The sequence below is a fragment of the Bacillus sp. N447-1 genome (genome assembly GCF_022701035.1).
In the GTDB taxonomy this organism is placed as follows: domain Bacteria; phylum Bacillota; class Bacilli; order Bacillales; family Bacillaceae_G; genus Bacillus_A; species Bacillus_A cereus.
This window is the reverse complement of record NZ_CP065509.1, coordinates 4,088,931-4,113,718: the sequence shown is the minus strand read 5'-3', so window position 1 is coordinate 4,113,718 and position 24,788 is coordinate 4,088,931. Positions and strand designations below refer to the sequence as shown.

Below are 24,788 nucleotides of genomic sequence, written 5' to 3'. Positions count from 1 at the left end.
TTAACCTATCTTTTTATTTTAACAAAAACAGCGATAACACCACCACTTTCTTCCATCTTCTTTCTGTTAAAAAGTTGCTATCTTATTGTATCCACAAACGAAAAAAGAGATGCCTCATAAAGAGACATCATCTTTTCTATACTTGCGGTTCAGATTCTACTTTCTCAACCTTCTTCTTGTTTCTTCCCTTTTTCAAACGACGGTTTTCAAGCATTAACCAAATTTGAGAGGCAACGAAAACAGAAGAGTACGTACCTACAATTAATCCAACAAGTAGCGCAAACGAGAAGTTACGTAGTGACTCACTACCGAAGATAAGCAGTGCAATTACTGGGAATAACACTGTTAATACGGTGTTAATCGAGCGACCAAGCGTTTGGCGAATACTTGCATTTACGATTTCTTCTAGATCTTTTATATCGCGCACTCGTTTTTTCTGTTTGTATAATTCACGGTTTCTATCAAATGTAACAATCGAGTCATTAATAGAATAACCGATGATTGTTAGTACTGCAGCAATAAACGTTAAGTCTACCTCTAGTTGGAAAATACTAAACATAACAATCATAACGAATGCGTCATGTAATAATGCAAGTACTGCAGATAACGCATACGTAAATCGGAAACGAATACTTACGTATAAAATGATAACCGCAGAAGCAATCAGTACTGCGATAAATGCATTTCGTGCAATTTCTTTACCGATTGTCGGTGAAACTGTACTTACGTTTGGATCTGTACCATATTTATCGTGGAAGAATGTTTTTGTTTTCGCAATTTCATCTTTTGATAAAACACCTAATGTACGAACTGCGAAACCTTTATTGTCATCTCCAGTCGGTACAATATTTTCTTCCTTCACATCAATGTTCAATTCTTTAAAATCTTTATGAACATCAGACACAGTAACGGCTTGTTTTGATTGCAAGTCGATACGTGTACCACTCGCAAAGTCAATACCAAGATTCAATTTGAAAATTGGTAAGATAATTGCACCCGCAATTACAACTACAATCGAGAAGATAAGGAATTTATGACCGATATTTACGAAATTAATACGATCAAATCTTGTTGGCGGATGTACTACACCTTTTGTTAATGGAATAATATCCTTTTGTTTCACACCAAAATATCCTGGTTTTTTATCAAAGTAACGGCTCTTTACAAGTAGACCTAGTAAGAAACGAGTACCGAATACGTTCGTAATAAAACCAACTAAAATACTTACGATTAAACTTGTTGCAAATCCTTTTACAGAGCTATTACCATAAACGAATAACACACCAGCTGCTGCAAGAGTCGTAACGTTTGCATCTAGAATTGTTGCTAATGAACGATGGTTACCAGCACGGAATGCCGACATCATTGACTTACCAATTTTCAGCTCTTCTTTCAGTCTCTCGTACGTAATAATATTTGCATCAACTGCGATACCTACCCCGAGCACTAACGCTGCAATACCTGGCAACGTAAGAACTGCATGCATCCAGTTAAAGACAAGTAATGTGACGAAAATGTATAACCCTAACATAATAACCGCTACAAGTCCTGGTAAACGGTAGAATACAAGCATAAATAAGAAAATAAGAGCGATACCAATCGCACTAGCGAAAATCGTTTGCTCTAACGCTTGTTGACCAAATTTCGCTCCAACAGATGTTGAATACATTTCTTTTAAATCAACAGGAAGTGCACCTGCATTTAATAAAGATGAAAGTTGTTTCGCACTTTCAACTGTGAAGTTTCCACCTACGATAGATACTTCAGCTTGGTTAAATACTTGGTTTACTGTTGCTGCTGATAAGAATTTCGGATTCGGTTTTGCAGATTCTGCTTTATACGAATCTTTTCCTTCTTCAAAGTCAAGCCAAATTACCATTAAATTCGTTGGTGGTGGCATTTTAGAAATTTTTTCAGTTACTTCACGGAATTTTTCAGCACTTTTTAGTGTAAGACCTACGCTCGCACGGCCTTGCTCATCAAATGTTTGCTTCGCTCCGCCGCCTTTTAAATCCGTTCCATCCATAAGAAGGTTATCATCCACATCACGGAATGTTAATTTCGCTTGTGTTGATAACATTTCACGTGCTTTTTGCTGATCTTGTACACCAGCAAGCTGTACACGAATTCGATCTTGCCCTTCGATTTGAATGTTCGGCTCACTTACACCGAGAACATTGACACGATTTTCAAGAGCACCTACTGTACTTACAAGTACATCTCGATCGATTTTATCACCTTTTTTGGCTGGTTTTACTTCATACAGAATTTCAAAACCACCGCGAAGGTCTAGTCCTAGACTAATTCCTTTTGCTATGTCTTTTCCTGCCGCACCAATTACTCCACCGATTAATAAGACGATGAGGAAAAAGGCGGCAATTCTCGTACCACGCTTTGCCATATGTACCCTCTTTCTGCTACTAACACTTTCAATAAATCTCTTACGATTCACTGCTATACGTGTGCATACGCCTAGTTAGTAGACTTCCTTTCTATAATTTTTGCTAGTTCATCACTAGCTCTATAGGTAAGCTTTTACACTACCTACACTTCCATCATTTATTTTCCTCTTCACTACCTCCTTTATATATAATCTTAGACATAATTATTTCCTCTTTATCAATACATATCATTATACTGCAAAAGGAAGAACAAACCAATTGCAGTCGGTTATTTATTTTCGTACTCATCAAATGACCAAAGTGGCGCTTGGTAAGCTTCAACAGTTAAATATGTCATATATTCATTAGCTGTTACTGTTAATACGTCATTAACTAATTCATACAATCTAACATCGCTGTCTATCTTCTTCCACTTTTTCACTTTAAGAAACTTCCAAATGTCATCATCTGTCACTCGGTCGTAACCGAACATTTGAAACTCTTCTACTTTACTTTCTAAAACGACTTGTAACTGTCCGCGGTATGATTCTACCAAAGCCTCTCTATCTAACATCTATAAACATCTCCTTCTTATTTCAGCACGAAAAAGTCGCTTTAATCCCGCTCTAATGGACAGCAATAACTACTTTCAAGAGCACTATCATACTTCACTCTCTTAAATGCTTGTCATTCTTGTCTCGTACGTGCATATAAATTATTGTAAATCATTCCATTGATTTTGAGAAGGTAGGAGAAGAACATGACGAGACAAAGCTTTTTAAAAGGCGCATTTATTTTAATGATAGCCGGCTTTATTACAAAAATACTCGGCTTTATCAACCGCATAGTAATGGCACGTATTTTAGGAGAAGAAGGCGTTGGTCTTTATATGATGGCCGTTCCTACATTCATTTTAGCAATTACATTGACACAAATTGGTCTTCCTGTCGCAATCGCAAAATTTGTAGCAGAAGCGGAAGCTGTGAACGATAAACAAAGAGTTAAAAAAATATTAACCGTATCACTAGCTGTTACATCCGTTATTAGTATCATTTTAACAATCGGAATTATGTTCCTCACACCTATTTTAGCAAAAACATTATTAACCGACGAAAGAACCTACTATCCATTAATGGCCATTTTGCCCGTTGTTCCTGTTATTGCTGTTTCTTCTGTGTTGCGTGGTTACTTTCAAGGGAAACAAAACATGAAACCTAGCGCTTATGCGCAAGTTCTAGAACAAGTCGTCCGCATTACCATTATCGCTATATGCATTCAATTATTTTTACCTTACGGCATAGAATATGCTGCAGCCGGCGCTATGTTATCAGCTGTTCTCGGTGAAGTTGCATCCTTATTATTTTTACTCACGTTATTTCAGCGAGAAAAACATTTATCAATACGCTCTGGATTTTTCACTACTGTAAAGGAAAGCAAAGGGACATTTTATTCTCTGATGGATATTGCCCTTCCAACTACAGGAAGTCGTTTAATCGGCTCCGTTTCATATTTTTTTGAACCTATTGTCGTTATGCAAAGCTTGGCAATCGCTGGTGTCGCTGCTTCTGTTGCAACCCAGCAATACGGTATATTAAACGGTTATGCATTCCCGCTCCTATCACTACCTGCCTTTATTACATACGCTCTCTCTACAGCGCTCGTTCCTTCTATTAGTGAAGCAATGGCAAAAAGACAACATAAATTAGTAGAGCACCGTTTACAACAAGCACTTCGAATTTCATTAATTACCGGCGGATGGTCTGTCGTTATATTATACGTATTCGCTTCTCCCGTTTTAACTCTTATGTATGGATCAGACAGCGCAACAGCATTCATTCAACTTCTTGCGCCTTGCTTTTTATTTCATTATTTCCAAAGTCCACTTACCTCTGTTTTGCAAGCTTTAAACTTAGCAAGAGCCGCAATGATGAATACATTTATTGGTGCCATCGTGAAATTAATCGTTATTTTTGTACTAGCATCAAGGCCAGAGTTTCAAATGATGGGGGTTGCACTTGCTATTGCTGCAAATATTGTAACAGTAACATTTCTTCACTACGCTACTGTTTTAAAAAAGATTACATTTACCATTTACGCAAAAGACTATATTTTCGGCGGACTTGCCATCGGTATCGCAGGCGCCTTCGGTTTTTATCTTCATAAATATATTATTTTCTCTCATTCCCTTGGCATACAAACATTATGGGAAATCACTTTAACAACAATTGTTTATATCGTACTTCTCTTCACTTTCAAACTCATTCGAAAAGAAGAGTTAAGTCGTCTCCCTATCATTCGTAAGCTTTCATTTTTGAAATAAGGTGAAACTTTAATCAGTGGGGTAATCTCCACTGATTATTAGTTATACTAATCATCCTTACTCTTCCAAAGGATAAGTCTCTAATTTTCTTTTACATCAACAAAAAATTGTCCATTTTGAAAACTACAGTATAAAATTTGTGTTATATCGTTATAACCTAAGTTTTTTAATTTCTCAATAAGCCATTCATCTGTATGCTCAATCATTTGTAAATGACTAGATTGAATTTCTCCATCAATAATAAGAGGAAGCGTAAACTGCAATGTACCTTGTTTATTTTTTTGTTTTTGAAAGACAGATAACTTCCCAGACGGTTCCAAAATAGCATATTCTACATCCCGAATATCTCCAACTCCTTGTTCCCTTAATTGCATCATTAAATCATCAATATTATATCGTTGGTTTCTCATCTTTTTTTCATCAATCTTTCCTGCATTAATAATAATTGCTGGTTCACCTTCTATTAAATGCCGAAATCGTTGAAACTTTAATGAAATGACTGACAAAATGATTTGTATGCACATAAGAAAAGTCATCGGAACTAATTGGTGCAAAAGTGATTTATCGGTATTTTCAATTGCTACTACAGCCATTTCTCCAAGCATAATAAATACGACTAAATCTAATACACTTAGCTCTCCTATCTCACGTTTACCCATAAGACGAAAAATAATTAAGATGATGATATACAAAAGCATTGTCCGTCCAATTACCGATATCCATTCCATTTCTACATCTCCTTTTTTACGTATAGACTCCCCTATAAAAAAGAAACTAGTCTAACTTGAGCAAAAGGAAAATATGCTTGTATTAAAAAGGGGGAATGCATAAATGGATGGAACGAAAAAATTATCAACTGCAATTGGCTTCGGTATTGTTACGCTACTAATTCTCGCATCTATTACTAGTATGATTATGGCTCTTTTATTAAAGTTTACGAATATAAATGAAGGGACATTAACCGTTACTATTTTTATACTCGCTCTTTTATCTATGCTTATGTCTGGATTTACTGCCGGCAAAAAGGCTCAAGGAAAAGGTTGGCTAGTAGGTTTCACAACAGGGCTCACGTTCACTATACTCGTCTTTCTAGTTAACTATTTAGGCTTTTCTCAAACCTTATCGAACTCACAATTACTATATCAATTAGCATTAATGGGGGCGAGTACACTCGGTGGTATTTTCGGTGTAAATATGTCAAAGCAAAGTAACTAAAAAAGGCCCTGCACATTTCATGCAGGGCCTTCCACATTAGTTTTTCACAACTTCACGAATCGCATTGCGATCGAAAGTTAAGTGTGAACCACCAGATTTAATAACGATTTTTGTCTCATCTACTGATTCGATTGTACCGTGTAAACCACCGATTGTTACGATAGCATCACCTTTTGCTAACTCACTTTGCATTTGAGCAACTGCTTTTTGACGTTTTTGTTGCGGGCGAATTAATAAGAAATAGAAAATCGCAAACATCGCAACGATCATAACGATATTCATCATACCTGCATTCATCTTTTGTTCCTCCTTTTAAATTATGTATTAGAAGTTTTTAGCATTCGGTTTATTAAAGCCATACTGTTCAAAGAACTCTTCGCGGAAATCGCCAAGACGGTCTTCACGAATAGCTTGTCTCACCTGCTCCATTAAGTTTAACAGAAAATGAAGGTTGTGATAAGACGTTAAACGAATTCCGAACGTTTCATCACATTTCATTAAGTGACGAATGTACGCACGTGAGTAGTTTTTACATGTGTAGCAATCACAGTTTGGATCAAGCGGACCGAAGTCTCTTGCGAATTTCGCATTTTTTACAACAAGGCGACCTTCACTTGTCATACATGTACCATTTCGAGCGATACGAGTTGGAAGTACACAGTCAAACATATCAATACCACGAATTGCGCCATCGATTAACGAGTCAGGAGAACCTACACCCATTAAGTAACGAGGCTTATTATCTGGAAGAAGTGGTGTTGTAAACTCAAGAACACGGTTCATAATATCTTTCGGTTCACCAACAGATAAACCACCTACAGCGTAACCAGGGAAGTCCATTGAAACAAGATCTTTCGCACTTTGACGACGAAGCTCTTCGTACTCCCCGCCCTGTACAATACCGAATAAACCTTGATCTTGCGGACGTTCATGCGCTTTTAAGCAACGTTCTGCCCAGCGGCTCGTACGCTCTACAGATTTCTTCATATATTCAAAAGTAGCTGGGAATGGTGGACACTCATCAAATGCCATCATAATATCTGAACCTAATGCATTTTGGATTTCCATCGCTTTTTCTGGTGATAAGAATAATTTATCTCCATTTAAGTGATTACGGAAGTGAACGCCTTCCTCTTCAATACGACGGAAGTCACTTAAACTGAATACTTGGAAACCACCAGAGTCTGTTAAGATTGCACGATCCCAGTTCATAAATTTATGCAAGCCGCCTGCTTCACGAATAATTTCATGACCTGGACGTAGCCATAAATGATACGTATTACTTAAAATAATGCCAGAATCCATTGCTTTTAATTCTTCTGGTGACATTGTCTTAACTGTTGCAAGTGTACCAACTGGCATAAATGTTGGTGTATCAAATGAACCGTGCGGCGTATGCACACGACCTAAACGGGCACCCGTTTGTTTACATGTCTTAATAAATTCATAACGAATTGCTGTCATAACTTACTCCTTTTATTTGTTTCTCATTTTAGCGTGAGATGCAACGAACATTGCATCACCGAAGCTAAAGAAACGATATTTTTCTTTTACTGCTTCATTATAAGCATGAAGTACATTATCTCTATTTGCAAATGCACTTACAAGCATAATTAATGTTGATTTCGGTAAATGGAAGTTTGTAATTAAACCATCAATTGCTTTAAATTCATATCCCGGATACATGAAAATATCTGTCCATCCAGAAGCGGCGCAGAGCTTACCGTCATGATCTGTTGCAATTGTTTCTAACGTACGAGTTGATGTCGTACCTACAGTAATAATACGTCCACCATTCTCTTTCACACGATTTAATAATGCCGCTGTCTCTTCAGACATATGATAATATTCTGCGTGCATATGGTGTTCTTCAATCGTGTCTGCAGAAACTGGTCTAAATGTTCCAAGTCCTACGTGAAGTGTAATGAATGCTAACTGAACGCCTTTTTGCTTTAACTTCTCAAGTAACTCTTCTGTAAAGTGAAGTCCCGCAGTCGGCGCTGCTGCTGAACCGATTTCTTTCGCATATACTGTTTGATAGCGATCGCGATCTTCCAGCGTCTCTTTAATATATGGAGGAAGCGGCATTTCCCCAAGTTCATCTAAAATTTCATAGAAGATGCCATCATATGAAAATTCAAGCTGGCGTCCACCTTGATCTGCAGTTCCTGTGCAAGTTGCTTTTAATTTCCCTTCGCCAAAAGAAATAACAGTTCCTTCTTTTACACGTTTCGCTGGCTTTACAAGCGTTTCCCACTTATCACCTTCTTCTTGTTTTAAAAGAAGTACTTCAATGTGCGCGCCTGTATCTTCTTTCACACCGTGCAAACGAGCAGGCATAACTTTCGTTTCATTTAAAACTAAGCAATCCCCCTCATGTAAGTAAGAAAGAATATCCGTAAAATGTTTATGCTCAATATCACCTGTTTCACGGTCTAACACCATTAATCTTGATGTTTCACGATCTTCTAACGGGACTTGTGCAATAAGTTCTTCTGGTAAATGAAAATCAAACAGATTTATATCCATAGCTATATCCACCTATTTCTTATTTAAATCGATTTATTATATACATAATAAAAGATAATACAATACTTAACACAATACATGTAATGATAGGAAAATAAAAGGTAACGTTTCCTTTTTTCACAAAAATATCGCCTGGAAGCCTTCCAATGAACTTCCAAGCTAATCCAACAACGATGAGTAAGATCCCGGCTGTAATAAGCAGCTTTGGCATCTCCGTCATACTTTTGGTATCTCCATTCCGAAATGTTCATACGCAAGCGGCGTTACAATTCGGCCCCTTGGCGTTCGTTGTAAAAAGCCAATTTGTAATAAATACGGCTCATACACATCTTCAATCGTATGAGATTCTTCTCCAATTGTTGCTGAAACCGTTTCTAATCCAACTGGACCGCCACGGAATTTCTCAATAATACCAAGCAGTAATTTATGATCAATATGATCTAGACCTAATTTATCTACTTGCAGCAATTCTAATGCCATTTGTGTAATTTCCATCGTAACCGTTCCGTTACCACGAACTTGCGCGAAATCACGTACACGTCTTAAAAGACGATTCGCAATACGAGGTGTACCACGAGCACGTCTTGCAATTTCTAATGCAGCTAACGAATCGATTTCAACTTCAAATACTTCTGCTGTACGTTCAACAATCGCAGAAAGCTGATCTACTGTGTAGTACTCTAACCTTGAAAGTACACCGAAGCGGTCACGAAGCGGTGCCGATAATGCTCCAGCACGTGTTGTTGCTCCAACTAATGTAAATGGCGGTAAATCTAGGCGTACAGAACGTGCTGAAGGCCCTTTTCCAATTACAATATCAAGGCAAAAGTCTTCCATCGCAGGATACAATACTTCTTCAATTGATCTATGCAAACGATGAATTTCATCAATAAATAATACATCCCCTGGCTGAAGCGCTGTTAATACAGCAGCTAAATCTCCTGGTCTTTCAATTGCGGGACCTGAAGTTGTTCTAACATTAACGCCCATCTCATTGGCAATAATATTCGCAAGCGTCGTTTTACCAAGACCTGGTGGTCCATATAAAAGCACGTGATCTAACGTTTCTTCACGCATTTTCGCCGCTTCAATAAATACTTCTAAATTATGTTTTGCTTTATCTTGGCCAATATACTGACGGAGCGTCTGTGGCCGTAATGAATATTCTAAATCCGCATCTTCATATGCAGATTCCCCTGAAAGGAGACGTTCGTCCATTATACTCACCTCTTACCATTTAGTAAAAGACTAAGTGCCTTTTTAATATACTGATCCGTCGTTAATGATTCTTTTAATAACTCTGGTACAACACGAGAAACTTCGCGTTCTGCGTATCCAAGTGCGCGGAGAGCTTCCAGTGCCTCATCAAGCTCAGCTGATGAACCTTTCTTCTCATCAAAACGTTCTGTGTCTGAGAATAAATCAACAAATGCATCTGGTACGACATCTGCTAGTTTTCCTTTTAAATCTAAAATCATTTGGCGTGCTGTTTTCTTTCCGACGCCTGGGAATTTCACTAAAAACTTCTCATCTTCATGCTCAATCGCTTGAACGACCTGTCCTGTTTGACCAGAAGCTAAAATTGCAAGAGCTCCTTTTGGCCCAATGCCAGACACGCCTAACAACTTTGTAAATAATAAACGCTCTTCACGTGTTTTAAACCCGTAAAGTGCCATAATATCTTCTCTCACATAATGATATGTATAGACACGGATTTCTTGCTTACTTCTTTGAAATACATACGGATTTGGTGTGAAAATTTGATAACCAATTCCATTATGATCAATTACGACATATTCCGGCCCTACATACTCCACGTAACCTGTAACATATTCAAACAAAATACGATCTCTCCCTCTTAAATCATGTATTCCATTTTAACATATTTAATGATAGAAAAGCGAGACTGCCCCAACAAATGTTCTCCACTTGAAACTTCTGTTATTTTCCATTGACAGAAAGGTTAAAGCACCTTAATATACAGAAGTCGATAATGATTATCAATACTAATTAAAGGGGTTACATCAGGATGAAACGTAAGCTATTTATTTTATTTACTATTATGCTCGTTGTTCTTTCTATCGTTGGCTGTTCTTCTCAAAAAGAAGAATCGAAGGCAAAAGAACAACCGAAAACAAAAGTTGTAAAACATGCTAAAGGTGAAGCTACAATTCCAGTAAATCCAAAGAGAATTGTTGACTTATCTGGATCAACAGAAGAACTATTACTTCTTGGACACAAACCTGTTGGTACAGCAAATACATATAAAGATAAAATCCAAAATCACTTAACAGACAAGTTAGATGGAGTAAAGGCAGTAGGTTGGTACTGGGCACCTAAAGTTGATTTAGAAGCTGTTACTGCTTTAAAACCAGACTTAATTATTTTAAACAACCGTCAATTAAAAATTTATGATCAACTAGAAAAGGTTGCACCTACAGTTGTTCTAGAAACAAACTTAGAAGACTGGCGTGGTAAGTTTAAAGAAGTAGGTAAGCTATTTGACGAAGAGAAGAAAGCAGACAAATGGATTGCAGACTACGATAAGAAAGCAGACTCTTTATCTAAAAAAATTAAAGAGAAAACAAAAGATGAGAACTTTATGTTCGTTGCAGTTACACCACAAAACTTCCGTGTATACGGTAGCTTCGGATACGGTGACATCATCTTTAATGACTTAAAACTTCCAGCAACAAAAGGTACGGATTTAAAACAAACGATGGCGCAAGTATCACTAGAAGGTCTAGTTGCATTCCAGCCTGACCAAATGTTTATTGTAAACTTCGGCGGCGAAGCTGATAAAGTTTACGAAGACTACAAAAACAGTGCCGTTTGGAAAGACAATAAAGCAGTTAAAAATAATCACGTATATGAAGTATCAAATGAAGTCTTCAATACGAAAGCATTCAATCCAATCGGAAAAGATATGCTAATTGATGAAATCGCAAAAGAAATTTTAGCTAAAAACAAATAAGAAAAAAAAGCAGCTCACCATGAGCTGCTTTTTTTCTTACTTTGAACTGCGTATTGCTTCATTTTTTCAATCGTCTTCACAAAACCTTCTTTTGATTTAATACGAATGCCACGTTTCAATTTCGCACGTTCATAGCTCTCAAGCTTTTTCATATCAATTTGAAAGAAAGAATGGATCGCATTATCACTTTTCGGTACACCTTTGAAAATTTGTAATATCCCTTCCTCTGAAACACCAAAATACCCGCTCGTTTTCAATAACGGAGAAATATCATCAACTTTCTTTTGCAATACAATTTGTACATCATCACGATCAACGAGCTGCCATTCTTTATACTGCTGTAAAAACTTTTCTAAATCCGTCACTTTTTCTGTAAGTATTTCTTCGCTTACTTCGCCATCAACATACATACGCTCTAATAAAATTGTAACCTCAGGTTCTTTTTTCGTTACTTCTGGTACTGGCCCTTCCGCCTTCACATTCGTTCCATAAACGAAACAAAACATCATAACGAAAGCTTGCATCGCAATCAGTATCCATTTCATTTCCGTTCACCTCTTTTAGGCAAGATCATACTTTCATTAGTAGTTTTTCCGGAAATGGGGGTTTTATCCATATTACATTTCTTTCGAAAAATAAAAAATGCAGATAAGGGTTTACCTCATCTGCATGTATCATTTACTTTTATATAAAATGAAAGACGCCTGCAAAGCAGGCGTCTTGATGCGTTTACGGCGAGAGACCAGGCGACCACATTCGCGTGTTTAGCACTTAAGCATATCTCTCGTCTTACGTAAATTAGCTCATCGCTTTGCTAATATAACATTAATAAAGTATAAGTGCAACATGTTTATAAAAATATTTTATTTCCTCTTTCATCCAAATTATTTTATGTAAATTATAAATTGATAATTGCAATATATATGTTACAATTAATGTGACAGCGAAATCATAATAAGCAGGGGATGAATATTATGAAAAAAATAAAGGATGAACGCCTCATTCTTCAAATGTTAAAAAACATACGTATTGTCTTTCTTTTTCAATACATTGGCGTAGTTGGAATTTTAGGCTATATCGGTTTCACTGAAGGCATTGATCAAATTACGAAATCTCCATTGTGGCTATTATTTATGTTTACAAGTATTTTACTTGCTTATTTACAGTTAAGTGTTTCAATCGATGTAGAAGAAGGCGAAAAGGAAATACAGTTAACTCCTTATTACAAACTTGTCTTCCACTCCCTTATTGTAGGAATCGTTACGGCTATTATTTATATTATTTTCAGTCCAGAAAGACCTCTATTTGAAGCTATTTCAACAGGTAGTATTCTTTTCATATGCTTTTTAGTTTCTTATTCCGTTAGTTATTTTATTAAAAAACGTCGCTTACAAGACAACGATGAATAAAGAGGAAGGGCTATCCCTTCCTCTTTTGTTTTGTTATCGCACTGTACCAGTTAAACCGTAACGAATGTCTCGGAACATATTCACTATGTCACGATTAAAATCGTTTGTAACTGTACCGTTACGTAGACGCGTACTCATTGCATCGACACGAGTAAACATATCATTTCTTACAGAAACATATACGTTTCTGTTTCCAACTTCATTTGCAACAGCTTGACGAATTTCGTTAGCCATCGCCGTTTCATTTGTCACTGTGTTACGTGGTTTTACCGCAATCGCTACATCGTTTCCATATACAACTGTAGACACACGGTCTACGTTATTCATACGTTTCACACGATTTGTTATTCTTTCAGCTGTTTTACCATCATTGTTAATGTATGAATTGTTCATTGTAATATTACGAGTTGGATGCGGATTAGCAATTTGTCCATTGTAATTTACATCTCGATAATAATTGTATCCTGTATCGTTACGACCATTTCTATATGTTACATAATCTGTATAACGATCATTACGTGTCACATTATCACGATACTGGTGTGTATCATTATAAGATGTACGCTCGTAATTGTAGTTACGTCCATCCATTGCATTGTTATCTTTCGGTGTACCACATGCAGCTAATGCACTGGTAACTAACAAAGAAGCAGCAATCACTTTTACTTTCGTATTCAATACAAAAACCCCCTCTGTTAGAATGAGCTTCTCTACTGAAAAGCTCCCTCTTATGATGAGTAACCGAGAAGGTTTTTACACTGTTAATATTTCACTGGGAATTTTCTAGCACTTCATAAAAAAACTTCATTTTCTTAATTAACAGGAATGTAAAAAAGGCGGGAATACTCCCGCCTTTTTAAACTTCTTCTTCGTCCTCTTCTTCTGAAACGGGCTCTCCAAATACATTCGGTGGATCTGGTTGATAATAAATCGTTCCTGGCTGTGGTGCATATGCAGACTGAGTTGGTTGGTAATATAAAGGATTCGCATATTGCGGACCGCCTGGTTGTGGACTATATAGTCTACTTTCTCCTCCGCATCCACAATCTTCCTCACCCTGCACAAGCGGCGGCATATTATTATCCATTGGCATCATATTCTGGTTGGGCATAGACGTATATTGCGGTCCAAACGGCGCTCCTTGCTGATATGGCATTTGATATGGATTTGGTTGTTGATAATACGGATTCGGCGGCATCATGGGCTGTTGATACGGCATTTGATAGGGCATCATATTGGGTGGTTGATTGTTATCCATAATCGGCATCATATTCGGCATTTGATTGTTATCCATAATCGGCATCATATTCGGCATTTGATTGTTATCCATAATCGGCATCATATTCGGCATTTGATTGTTATCCATGATCGGCATCATATTCGGCATTTGATTGTTATCCATAATCGGCATTATATTCGGCGGCTGGTTGTTATCCATAATTGGCATTATATTCGGTGGCTGGTTGTTATCCATGATTGGCATTATATTCGGTGGCTGGCTGTTATCCATGATTGGCATTATATTCGGTGGCTGGTTGTTATCCATGATTGGCATTTGAATATTTGGCATTTGAATATTTGGCATTTGAATATTTGGCGGTATGACTTGTGGAATCACTACATTTTCTTTCGATACATTTGGCGATACTATATTCCCTACGTTTTCTTTTTTCACTTGCGGTGACACTATATTCCCTACATTTTCTTTTTTCACTTGCGGTGACACTATATTCCCTACATTTTCTTTTTTCACTTGCGGTGACACTATATTCCCTACATTTTCTTTTTTCACTTGCGGCGATACTATATTTCCTACATTTTCTTTTTTCACTTGCGGCGATACTATATTTCCTACATTTTCTTTCTTCACTTGCGGCGATACTATATTTCCTACATTTTCTTTCTTCACTTGCGGCGATACTATATTTCCTACATTTTCTTTCTTCACTTGCGGCGATACTATATTGTTTTTTTTCGTTTGCGGAGAAATGATATTGTTAGGTTTCATTTTACTAATTTGAGGAGCAATTAACTCGCTTCCTTTTTTTATTACATCTGAAATTTTATATTCTTTTTTCGGTTTTATTGGTGGTTGTGGCGGCTGCGGTAATACATTTACCGAAAACTTCGTGTTTTCTTTTTCCGCCGGTTTTTGTTTTTCTATCACAGGTGGTTTTTGAATAACAGACGGTTTTTCAACTGGTTTTTCTTTTTGAATTGGCTGTTCTTTTTGCGGTTTCACCTGTACCTCTTTTTGCGGCTTTACCTGTACTTCTTTTTGCGGCTTTACCTGCATCTCCTTTTGCGGTTTTACTTGCACTTCTTTTTGTGTTTGTTGCATAGCTGGCTGCTGTGTAATTGGTGCTGATTGATACGTAACTTCTTCTTCATCTTCTATTCCAAGCGGAGTTGGTGTTGCTGCAAATTCTTTTTGCTGCACTTCTTTTACGTATTGCTTTGGAGGCGCTGAACCTGCTCCAGCCTGTTGTTTCATGTGAACACTCTTGGATGGCACTTTAATTTTCATACCTGGCATAATTAAATCTGGATTACTAAGTTGTGTATTTGTTTTTTTCAACGTGTCAAAATCCACTCCGTACTTTTTCGCAATTTTCCAAAGGGTATCCCCTTTTTGCACGATATGAATTTTCAAATTTTCCCCCTCCTGTATAACTTATCTATAAGTAACAAATCTCATGAAGTAACTCTTTCTAAATAACATTAACTTCTTTTCACTTTTATCACTTCTTCGATTTTCAATATCATTCGAAGCGGAATAAGCATAAAGAACCACAATGATTTCTTCAAAACAATGTATGCCCATTTCGTTCTCGTTATGATTATATGTATGAAAAAAAGCAACAGGAATACCGTTGCTTTACACACGCTCTAACATACGATTTAATGCAAGAACCGCTTCTGCCGTTACTTGTTTGTCTACGCTAATAACGTTAATTTCTTCTCCTCTTTCTATCGTTTCAAGTGTCCATAATAAGTGAGGCAGATCAATTCGGTTCATCGTTAAGCACGGACACATAAATGGATTAAGTGAAACAATTTCTTTATCTGGATGTTGCTGAATAATTCGGTTCACTAAATTCATTTCTGTACCAATCGCCCATTTGCTACCAGATGGCGCTGATTCAATCATATCAATAATATATTTCGTTGAGCCTGCATAATCTGAAGCAGCTACAACTTCATAGCAACATTCTGGATGTACAATAATATTCATATCAGAATGATTTTTTCGTACGCTCTCAATGTTCTTCACTGTAAAATTTTGATGAACAGAACAATGCCCTTTCCATAAAATTACTTGAATTTCTTCTATATCCCCATCGTACTCTAATGAATCTGTGTGTGGGTCCCATACTGCCATTTTATCTAACGGGATACCTAAATCGTACGCTGTATTTCTCCCTAAATGTTGGTCTGGTAAAAAGACGAGACGTTCTTTTTGAGTAAACGCCCAAGATACCATTTGCTTTGCATTAGAAGATGTTACTGTTGCTCCTCCGTTACGACCACAAAACGCTTTAATTGCAGCTGTAGAGTTCACATATGTTAACGGAATCATCGTATCTCCAAATAATTTCGTGAGCTCTTTCCATGCTCTTTCTGTTTGTTCAATATCTGCCATATCCGCCATCGAACAACCTGCACGCATATCTGGTAAGATGACAACTTGATCATCTGTCGTTAACATATCTGCTGTTTCCGCCATAAAGTGCACCCCGCAAAACACAATATATTTTGCGTCTTTATTGCTCGCTGCAACTTGTGCAAGCTGAAGTGAATCCCCTGCTGCATCTGAAAATTGTACCACTTCATCTTTTTGATAATGATGCCCTGGAATGAATAACATTTTCCCCATTTTCTCTTTAATTTCACGAACACGCTTTTCCATATCTTCCGTTGACATCGTGTAATAACGCTCTGGTAACATCGTTTCAATTGGCTGTACTTGTTCTAAAATACTCATATACGTTTCTCCCCTCTAAGCCACTTTCCTTATCCTTCAATATTGAAACTAATATCAAGTGCTTTCACTGAATGTGTTAACGCTCCAAGTGAAATATAATCTACTCCTGTTTTTCCGTATTTCGGTAAATCTTCAATTGTGATGCCCCCTGAAGCTTCTGTAACGATAGCACTTGGTACAATTTTTGAAAACTCCCGGATTTCATCTGGCGTACGATTATCGAACATAATAATATCAGCACCAGCAGCAACAGCCTCTCTCACCTGTTCCTCATTTTCTGTTTCTACTTCTACTTTCACCATATGTCCTAACTTCTCTTTCACTGATGTAACAGCTTTTGTAATAGAACCAGCAAACGCAATATGATTGTCTTTAATCATGACACCATCATATAAACCGAAGCGATGATTAAATCCACCGCCGCACACGACTGCATGCTTATCAAACATACGTAGTCCTGGCATCGTTTTTCGCGTATCACAAATGCGAGTATGACTGCTATCTAAAGCAAGAACCGCTTTACGCGTCATCGTCGCTATTCCGCTCATACGCTGAATAACATTTAATATAACGCGCTCTGCTGTTAATAACGATGCAATTGGACCTTGCACAGTTGCAATGATTTCGCCTTTTTCTACAAGGTCCCCATCTTTTTTATGCAGCTCTACTTCAATTCTCTCATCAATTAATTTAAATCCTGATTCAATTACTAAACGTCCTGCAAAGACCCCTGTATCCTTCGCAAGAAATGTTCCTTTCGAAAGCAAGTTATCTGGAAAAATAAGCTGAGATGTTACATCTCTTTCCCCTATATCTTCTAAAAAAAATCGATTTAATGCTTCTTTAACTTTTATCGTGTTCATAAAGCCCCTCTTCCCCTCATTACACAAGTTGTCGTTTTCTCTTTACTCGAACAATCTCTTTCTTTCCTATTTTTCTATCTGGATAATCACTCCGGTAATGCCCGCCAATACTTTCTTCTCTTTGCAAGGCTGACACAACTATAAGCTCACAAACCGTTAACATATTAATAAGCGTTATCTCTTCATTCGTAAGAACATCATGTTGTAATATCATATTTCGAACACCATACTTACTAAGCCATCTCTTCGCATAAGATAAACTTTGCTCTGTTCGCACAATCCCAACATATTTCATCATGCATTTTTGTATTTCTTCTTTCGTCGGTAAATGATTCAGAACGATAAACTTTGCTTCCTTTTCGGCTAGCATGTTCACCTTTTCTTTTGTCTCTCTAGATAAAATGTGTCGTCCGATTCTTTTTCCAAACACAAGACCTTCTAATAATGAATTACTCGCTAATCTATTTGCACCATGAACCCCGTTACAAGCTACTTCACCGACTGCGTATAAGTTCGGAATAGACGTCTCTCCATCACAGTTCGTTTTCACGCCGCCCATGTGAAAATGAGTACCAGGCACGACTGGAATAAGTTTTTTATTTATATCGACTCCATTTGTTTTACATATCGATGACACGGTCGGAAAGCGTTGTTCAAAGTTTTGAATCATTTCGATGTTTAAGTACACTTTTTCACCCGCAAGTAGCTGTTCATGAATAGCCCTTGCGACTACATCACGAGGCGCTAAATCCTGTTCGGAATGTATATCCATCATAAAACGCTGCCCTTTTCCATTTACAAGGACAGCTCCTTCTCCGCGAACAGCTTCGGACACAAGACCAGAACAACGCCCACCCGCGTATAACATCGTCGGATGAAATTGTATAAACTCTAAATCTACAAGCTCTCCGCCTGCACGGTACACCATTGCAAGTCCATCGCCTGTAATCGTCTCATCATTAGAAGTAAAGGCGTATAAACCGCCAATACCGCCTGAAGCTAACACCGTATAATCTGCATTGTAACGTTTCAATTCTCCTTTATTGTTGCGAGTTAAAGCCCCAACACATTTATCTTTTTCTATAATAAAATCGAGCACCATTTCCTGTTCCACTACCGTAACGTATGGAGCTACTTCTTGAATAAGATGCTCTAATAAATTCTTTCCTGTTGCATCGCCACCTGCATGTAAAATACGACGTTTTCGATGCGCTCCTTCTTTTCCAAGATGAGGACCTGTTTCATCTCCATCAAATTTCATTCCATTTTCAATAAGGTTATTAATTTCTTTCGGTCCTTCCTCGACTAAATAACGGACCACTTCTTCATTGTTATAATGACACCCTGCTACTAGCGTATCTTCAAAATGATCATTAGGATTGTCGTATGTAGCTACCGCTGCGGCAATTCCACCTTGAGCTAAATGTGTATTATTATTACGTTTCGTCTCCTTTGTGATAATAATCACATTCTTTTCGTGACAAATCTCTTTTGCAACACGAAGTGCCGCAACGCCACTTCCAATAATTAAGACATCTGCGCTTGGCATAATTGTTGCCTCCTACTTTACACTTTTCAACTGTCTTGACACCTATATTTACATAGTTTTAAAATAATGACAAGAGTTTTTTTATAATTCTTATTTTCACTACCATTTAAAAAGTAAAAGAAATGTAACTCTTACTAGAGAGAGGAACTTACATGATGATATATCTTGACTATGCAGCTACTACACCTATGAGCGAGGAAGCGTTACAAACATATATGAAAGCAGCATCGCAATACTTCGGAAATGAACAAAGTTTACATGATATTGGAGGAACGGCTTCTTCTTTATTACAAGTTTGCCGAAAAACATTTGCGGAAATGATTGGAGGAAAAGAACAAGGAGTATTTTTCACAAGTGGTGGATCGGAATCGAACTATCTTGCGATCCAATCACTTCTAAATGCCCGAAATAAGAAGCATATTATTACGACACCTATGGAACATGCATCCATTCGAAGTTATTTTCAATCTCTAAAATCAAAAGGCTATACGATCACTGAAATTCCTGTTGATAAAAATGGACTCATTTGTTTAGTAGATTTAGAGGCAGCTATTACGGAAGATACTGTGCTAGCAAGTATACAGCATGGAAACTCTGAAATCGGAACCGTTCAAAACATTACAGAAATCGGGGCACTTTTAAAAAAATATAATGTTTTATTTCATACGGATTGTGTGCAAACGTTTGGTAAACTGCCTATCCATGTTTTTGAGATGGGGGTTGATAGTCTTTCTGTTTCAGCACATAAAATATACGGACCAAAAGGTGTCGGCGCTTGCTACATAAATCCGCAAACTCGCTGGGAACAAGTATTTCCAGGAACTTCTCACGAAAAAGGATTTCGCCCAGGTACAGTGAACGTTCCCGGCATCGCATCTTTTTTAACAGCTGCTGAAAATATATTAAAAACTCAATGGGAAGAAAGTTTACGTTTTAAAGAGTTACGATCCTACTTTTTAGAGCAAATACAAACACTTCCACTAGAAATTACAGTAGAAGGTCATTCTACTTCTTGTTTACCACATATTGTTGGGGTTACAATAAAAGGAATAGAAGGTCAATATACTATGCTAGAATGTAATCGCCATGGTATCGCCATTTCCACCGGAAGTGCTTGCCAAGTCGGCAAACAAGAACCTTCGAAAACTATGCTTGCAATTGGAAAAACGTATGAAGAGGCAAAACAATATGTCCGCTTCTCTTTCGGACAACAAACAACGAAAGATCAAATTGATACTACTATTCATGCACTACACACAATTGGAAATCAATTTTATAGAGGTGTTAAATCATAATGAAACAAAATGAACAAAAAAAGATTTTAGGTGAAGAAAGACGACAACTTATCCTCCAGTGGCTTCTTGCTGCAAATGAACCGTTATCGGGGAATGAACTATCGAAAAAGACGAACGTAAGTAGACAAGTTATCGTGCAAGATATTTCCTTGCTTAAAGCACGAAACGAACCAATTATTGCAACTGCTCAAGGCTATTTATATTTAAAGCCACAAGAGAAACAACAAACTTTTGAACGCGTAATCGTATGCCAACATAAACCAGCAGAAGTACGTCAGGAACTTACAATGCTTGTTGACCATGGCGTTACGATTAAAGACGTAAAAGTTGAGCATCCTGTATACGGTGACTTAACAGCCTCCATTATGGTAAGCAATCGCTTTGATGTAGAGCAATATTTACAAAAAATCGAAAACACAAATGCTTCCTATCTTTCACAACTAACAGATGGTATTCACTTACATACAATCGAGGCAGATTCTAAAGAAAAATTAGATGCTGCTTGTGAGGCGTTAGATAAAGCAGGATTTCTCGTTTATTAATGTAAAGCACAGAGTTTTTATCATTCTCTGTGCTTTTTTAATGCTATAATATTGTAATCAATCGTAAAGGAGATCAAATATGGGAATTGAACTCGTTCACTTTAGCATTGGCAAACCGAAACAAATGAAATATGGCGAAGATAAAGAAATGATTACAGGTATATGTAAAGAACTTACCGAAGAAGCTTTCCTATCAAAAGATGGCTTCCTTGGTGATGATGTAGCAGATTTAAAACACCACGGTGGACCTGATCGCGCAGTTTGTGTGTACTCACACGAGCATTACGCACTATGGGAAAAAGAATTTCAAACAACACTTCCAGCTTCCGCATTTGGCGAAAACATTACCGTAACAAATATGTTAGAGCATGACGTATGCATCGGAGATACATATCAACTAGGCGAAGCAATCATTCAAGTAACGCAAGCTCGCGTACCTTGTAGCACAATTTCAAAACGTCTTGGCATCCCTGGCATACTGCCGCGTATTGTAGCAACTGGATTTACTGGCTACCTATGCCGCGTTCTTCAAGAAGGTACTGTACGTAAAGATTCAAAAATTACATTACTAGAACGTCCATCAAGCAATGTTTCTGTTTTATTCTCTAACGAAATTTATTTTCATAATAGAAAAGATAAAGATGGCATCGAGAAGATTCTTGCTGTTCCAGAACTAGCTGATATTTGGCGTGGTCAATTAGAAGATCGTCTTGCGAAGTTAAAATAAAGAACCCACCTTCTGCAGGTGGGATTTTATTAATCTATTAAAAAATATATTAGGCAATGAAATGATATTGACGATTAGACAAACACCAACATTCCATCTACATCTTACAACCAATAAGAAGAATAACTCCCCAGCACAGTAACAGAAAAACCGAGTGCTTCAAGTTCCATCGTTACGCCTGGCAATAATACGTCATCGTATGCTTTATCGACATCGATTAAGAAAAAGTAATTTCCAAGACCTGTTTTCATCGGACGCGATTCGATTTTTGATAAGTTTAATTTTCTCCATGCGAAAGCTGATAACACTTGATATAGGGCACCTGCATAATCTGCAGGTAACGTTATCATAAGCGTCGTTTTCTCTCCGCGGTTCTCTCCGTTATTCGGGAGTACTGCTTTCTTTTTCTTATGGAGTACTAAGAAACGTGTATGATTATTTTTATGCGTATGAATACTACGTCTCACAATTGTTAATCCGTATTTTTCTGCAGCCGCTTCATTTGCAATAGCGGCAATTTTCTCTTCAGGATGTTCTTTCACATATTGTGCAGCAGCACTTGTAGATGTCATATCTCGAACAGTTACTCCTTTTAATTCTTCATTTAAAAATTTATGGCACTGTGCAATGGCATGCGGATGAGAATGCACTGCATATACTTCTTCCCACACTTCTGCATACTGCGGATGTACAAGTAAATGCTGCTGAATTGGTACTGTAATTTCTCCTACAATGGAAAGCGGCTGCTCATGTACAAGGTAATCAACCGTTATATTCACTGAACCTTCTATTGCATTTTCTAACGGTACAACTGCGAAATCTACATTTTCGTTTGCAGCTGCATCTATACAATCTGGAATCGTTCGATACGGTACATGCTCTGCTTCCGGAAAAAAACGACTCACCGCCATATTTGTAAATGTTGCTTCTGGTCCTAAATATCCTACTCGAATCATCGTCTTTTCCCCTCTTTTTCGTTTTCTTACTGTTATACCATACTTTTTTATATTCTTCTATGTAAATTTCGAATATTTAAAAAAGACTAGCATTCGCTAGTCTAAATGTTTCTTATACTCTCTTTGAGCGAAGAAGAAATAAATGATACATGCTGCGATATAAAACAGAATGAACAAACCTACTTTTCTTAATGATCCATCCATAAAAAGCGTATTATGAAACGTATATAATGCAACTGCACTATGCATACTCCCTACTATAATTGGCGCAAAAAATAGCATACATAATTGCCAACGAGAAATTTTCCATACTTCTTCCTTCGTCATTCCAAGTTTAGAGAGTGCACCATACTGCTTTCGGTCCGATGCAATATTATGGAACCATTTAAAATACACGATACTACATGAAGTGAGAAAGAATAATATACTAATAAATGAGCCTACAAATAGAGTAATATCGCCGACTTCTTTCATATTTACATACAACTCCATATTGCTTCGAAATGCATTATTATTATCTTGTTTTATATGTCTCCGTAAATCTTCATTTAATTTCTTCGTCTTTTCGATATTTGATAATGTGTAGCCTCTATATATCATTTTTTCAGAATCAGGAACCTGATTTGCTATACTGTCAAAATCTTCATCATTCATAACGAAGAACAGACCATTAATGTACGAAGGGTGATGGTTAAATTGAACCCCTTCTTTCTGACCGTTAAATACGAATTGATATGGTTGATTCATTACTTGCAATTGAATCTCTTTTTGATTATATACATTCGAATTATTGTATTTATTATAATAAACGAGTGTCACTGTACCTTTTTTAGGACGATACGTTTTCTGTCTTTGTTTCCTGGCTTCTTGGTTATATTCACTTTCTTTTATAAGCGGTACTATTGTTGTTTCTCCCTTATTAGACTGAAAGGATGCATAAACTCCAACAAAACTCATATATTGAAAATCATCATACTCATAGTGATGCAGTAATTTTTCAACCGCACCTTCCTCAAAGACTTCATGAGTAGAAATACCTTTTTCTATGTACGAAAACGAGTGTACCCCTCCAGTTCGCCACATATCTTGCATGCTAGAAAAATATAAGAACACCGTACCTGTTGCTGTAACTACAAACGTCGTTGCCATAGACATCAGAAAGAAAAAGCGACTATTTTCCTTCATTCGATGTGACAATTGATTCACTATAAATAAATACGGATATGTATACATAATCTTTTTATTTCGCTTTATCATTTCTAACACTTGGGTAGCTCCATGTGTAAAAGAAAAGTACGTTCCAAAAAAGACAAGTATAGACACAGGGAAAAAGTATATTGCTATCGTAGTCATCGTCACTTGTAGCGCCAACGCATACCCGCCCACTAAACAAGCAAAACCGAATAAACAAAGCCACTTTGATGTTTTCTTCTCTTTTTTATCTGTTCGAAATTCTTTCAATAACCGAATGATTTTTATATTCCATATACGTAAAGCACTTATAAAAGATAACAAAATAAAAACGACCATATATGTAATAAATGTTACACCAATCGCCCTTACGTCAAATATCACAGGGAGTTCTTTCGGAAGCCCCAGTAACATACTAAATACCATAAAAAAGAGTTTTAAAAATATCATACCGAGCACAATACCGAAAATATTCGCGAAGACCCCGATTAAAATTTGTTCGGTCATAATCATTCCTATTACGTTAGATTTCGTTGCTCCCATTAACATATATAACCCTAATTCTTTCTTACGTGCTTCTATGAAAATAGAAGTAGAGTACAAAATAAATATGACGAAAAAAGAAATGATTATAACATTACATATGATAAGTCCCCAACGTACGTTTTGATACCACATCGTCTCTTGCATATACGGATGCACAATGACAGACATATATGCGTAAGAAGCAAATATTGCAAAACAACTACTTAAGAAAAACACTTTATAATTACGCCAATTTCCTTTTATATTTTGCAGCGCTAGTTGCCAAATGTTCATCTATCGTCCTCCTGTAACTTACTGCATAGGCAA

23 protein-coding genes and 1 pseudogene are annotated in these 24,788 nt (G+C 37.0%); 7 read left to right on the top strand and 17 right to left on the bottom strand.

Annotated elements, in window-relative coordinates; genetic code table 11:
* Positions 1–136: 136 nt before the first annotated feature.
* Together secDF and IQ781_RS20860 are read right to left on the bottom strand one after the other, a co-directional pair.
* Positions 137–2,401 (bottom strand): protein translocase subunit SecDF, encoded by a 2,265-nt coding sequence (gene secDF / locus IQ781_RS20865; protein WP_001119067.1) that lies wholly within the window; start codon positions 2,399–2,401, stop codon positions 137–139.
* Between the two features lie 269 nt (positions 2,402–2,670).
* The gene (locus IQ781_RS20860; protein ID WP_000886980.1) at positions 2,671–2,955 is read right to left on the bottom strand and encodes a post-transcriptional regulator; all 285 of its coding nucleotides are present in this window, start codon (positions 2,953–2,955) and stop codon (positions 2,671–2,673) included.
* Between the two features lie 186 nt (positions 2,956–3,141).
* Here IQ781_RS20860 and spoVB point away from each other — a divergent pair, with 186 nt between their 5' ends.
* Positions 3,142–4,701 (top strand): stage V sporulation protein B, encoded by a 1,560-nt coding sequence (gene spoVB, locus IQ781_RS20855; protein ID WP_000198301.1) that lies wholly within the window; start codon positions 3,142–3,144, stop codon positions 4,699–4,701.
* A gap of 80 nt (positions 4,702–4,781) precedes the next feature.
* Here the strand turns inward: spoVB and IQ781_RS20850 are convergent, their stop codons facing one another.
* The gene (locus IQ781_RS20850; RefSeq protein WP_139847188.1) at positions 4,782–5,429 is read right to left on the bottom strand and encodes a DUF421 domain-containing protein; all 648 of its coding nucleotides are present in this window, start codon (positions 5,427–5,429) and stop codon (positions 4,782–4,784) included.
* Positions 5,430–5,532: 103 nt separating this feature from the next.
* Between IQ781_RS20850 and IQ781_RS20845 the strand changes: the two genes are divergently transcribed.
* Positions 5,533–5,916, top strand: a complete 384-nt coding sequence (locus tag IQ781_RS20845; RefSeq protein WP_000349148.1) for a TIGR04086 family membrane protein — start codon at positions 5,533–5,535, stop codon at positions 5,914–5,916.
* Between the two features lie 36 nt (positions 5,917–5,952).
* Here the strand turns inward: IQ781_RS20845 and yajC are convergent, their stop codons facing one another.
* Genes yajC through ruvA form a run of 6 tightly spaced genes read right to left on the bottom strand, consistent with a single transcriptional unit; the run spans position 5,953 to position 10,286 of the window.
* Positions 5,953–6,213, bottom strand: coding sequence for a preprotein translocase subunit YajC (gene yajC, locus IQ781_RS20840; protein WP_000991115.1), 261 nt, complete (start codon positions 6,211–6,213; stop codon positions 5,953–5,955).
* A 27-nt stretch (positions 6,214–6,240) separates the two neighbouring features.
* A complete protein-coding gene (gene tgt / locus IQ781_RS20835) occupies positions 6,241–7,380 on the bottom strand; it encodes a tRNA guanosine(34) transglycosylase Tgt (protein WP_000125365.1) in 1,140 nt (379 codons plus the stop codon).
* A 12-nt stretch (positions 7,381–7,392) separates the two neighbouring features.
* Positions 7,393–8,445, bottom strand: a complete 1,053-nt coding sequence (gene queA, locus IQ781_RS20830; RefSeq protein WP_000354014.1) for a tRNA preQ1(34) S-adenosylmethionine ribosyltransferase-isomerase QueA — start codon at positions 8,443–8,445, stop codon at positions 7,393–7,395.
* 19 nt (positions 8,446–8,464) lie between these two features.
* Positions 8,465–8,665, bottom strand: coding sequence for a DUF2905 domain-containing protein (locus IQ781_RS20825; RefSeq protein ID WP_000138162.1), 201 nt, complete (start codon positions 8,663–8,665; stop codon positions 8,465–8,467).
* Positions 8,662–9,663, bottom strand: coding sequence for a Holliday junction branch migration DNA helicase RuvB (ruvB, locus tag IQ781_RS20820; RefSeq protein WP_000344449.1), 1,002 nt, complete (start codon positions 9,661–9,663; stop codon positions 8,662–8,664). Before ruvB ends, IQ781_RS20825 begins: the two co-directional genes overlap by 4 nt.
* Positions 9,664–9,668: 5 nt before the next feature.
* Positions 9,669–10,286 carry a Holliday junction DNA helicase RuvA gene (gene ruvA, locus IQ781_RS20815; RefSeq protein WP_000464511.1) on the bottom strand — a complete coding sequence of 206 codons (618 nt, stop codon included), beginning with the start codon at positions 10,284–10,286 and terminating at the stop codon, positions 9,669–9,671.
* Between the two features lie 188 nt (positions 10,287–10,474).
* Between ruvA and IQ781_RS20810 the strand changes: the two genes are divergently transcribed.
* Entirely contained in the window at positions 10,475–11,419 is a 945-nt protein-coding gene (locus IQ781_RS20810) for an iron-hydroxamate ABC transporter substrate-binding protein (RefSeq protein WP_000823606.1), read from the top strand.
* A gap of 14 nt (positions 11,420–11,433) precedes the next feature.
* Here the strand turns inward: IQ781_RS20810 and IQ781_RS20805 are convergent, their stop codons facing one another.
* A complete protein-coding gene (locus tag IQ781_RS20805; protein WP_000871192.1) occupies positions 11,434–11,964 on the bottom strand; it encodes a BofC C-terminal domain-containing protein in 531 nt (176 codons plus the stop codon).
* 429 nt (positions 11,965–12,393) lie between these two features.
* Here IQ781_RS20805 and IQ781_RS20800 point away from each other — a divergent pair, with 429 nt between their 5' ends.
* The gene (locus IQ781_RS20800) at positions 12,394–12,828 is read left to right on the top strand and encodes a hypothetical protein (RefSeq protein ID WP_000721223.1); all 435 of its coding nucleotides are present in this window, start codon (positions 12,394–12,396) and stop codon (positions 12,826–12,828) included.
* Between the two features lie 33 nt (positions 12,829–12,861).
* Here IQ781_RS20800 and IQ781_RS20795 read toward each other — a convergent pair whose 3' ends face one another.
* The 5 genes and pseudogenes from IQ781_RS20795 to nadB form a co-directional block, all read right to left on the bottom strand.
* Positions 12,862–13,506, bottom strand: a complete 645-nt coding sequence (locus tag IQ781_RS20795; protein ID WP_001093536.1) for a YhcN/YlaJ family sporulation lipoprotein — start codon at positions 13,504–13,506, stop codon at positions 12,862–12,864.
* A gap of 1,818 nt (positions 13,507–15,324) precedes the next feature.
* Positions 15,325–15,481: pseudogene (gene safA / locus IQ781_RS28485) on the bottom strand (SafA/ExsA family spore coat assembly protein); the annotation flags it as partial.
* Between the two features lie 225 nt (positions 15,482–15,706).
* A complete protein-coding gene (nadA, locus tag IQ781_RS20785) occupies positions 15,707–16,813 on the bottom strand; it encodes a quinolinate synthase NadA (RefSeq protein WP_000025339.1) in 1,107 nt (368 codons plus the stop codon).
* A 29-nt stretch (positions 16,814–16,842) separates the two neighbouring features.
* Positions 16,843–17,676, bottom strand: a complete 834-nt coding sequence (gene nadC / locus IQ781_RS20780) for a carboxylating nicotinate-nucleotide diphosphorylase (protein WP_001092226.1) — start codon at positions 17,674–17,676, stop codon at positions 16,843–16,845.
* Between the two features lie 19 nt (positions 17,677–17,695).
* Positions 17,696–19,225, bottom strand: coding sequence for an L-aspartate oxidase (gene nadB / locus IQ781_RS20775; protein ID WP_139847186.1), 1,530 nt, complete (start codon positions 19,223–19,225; stop codon positions 17,696–17,698).
* Between the two features lie 152 nt (positions 19,226–19,377).
* Here nadB and IQ781_RS20770 point away from each other — a divergent pair, with 152 nt between their 5' ends.
* The 3 genes from IQ781_RS20770 to IQ781_RS20760 all read left to right on the top strand — a co-directional run bounded on the left by IQ781_RS20770 (position 19,378) and on the right by IQ781_RS20760 (position 21,789).
* The gene (locus IQ781_RS20770; RefSeq protein ID WP_000973778.1) at positions 19,378–20,520 is read left to right on the top strand and encodes an IscS subfamily cysteine desulfurase; all 1,143 of its coding nucleotides are present in this window, start codon (positions 19,378–19,380) and stop codon (positions 20,518–20,520) included.
* Positions 20,520–21,062, top strand: a complete 543-nt coding sequence (locus IQ781_RS20765; protein ID WP_000812275.1) for a transcription repressor NadR — start codon at positions 20,520–20,522, stop codon at positions 21,060–21,062. Before IQ781_RS20770 ends, IQ781_RS20765 begins: the two co-directional genes overlap by 1 nt.
* 79 nt (positions 21,063–21,141) lie before the next feature.
* Complete coding sequence (locus IQ781_RS20760; protein WP_000510677.1) at positions 21,142–21,789, top strand: MOSC domain-containing protein; 648 nt, start codon at positions 21,142–21,144, stop codon at positions 21,787–21,789.
* A 104-nt stretch (positions 21,790–21,893) separates the two neighbouring features.
* Here the strand turns inward: IQ781_RS20760 and pheA are convergent, their stop codons facing one another.
* On the bottom strand, positions 21,894–22,745 hold the full coding sequence (gene pheA / locus IQ781_RS20755; RefSeq protein WP_000621705.1) for a prephenate dehydratase: 852 nt from the start codon (positions 22,743–22,745) through the stop codon (positions 21,894–21,896).
* Between the two features lie 96 nt (positions 22,746–22,841).
* Positions 22,842–24,755 carry an ABC transporter permease gene (locus IQ781_RS20750; protein ID WP_001028679.1) on the bottom strand — a complete coding sequence of 638 codons (1,914 nt, stop codon included), beginning with the start codon at positions 24,753–24,755 and terminating at the stop codon, positions 22,842–22,844.
* Between the last annotated feature and the right edge of the window lie 33 nt (positions 24,756–24,788).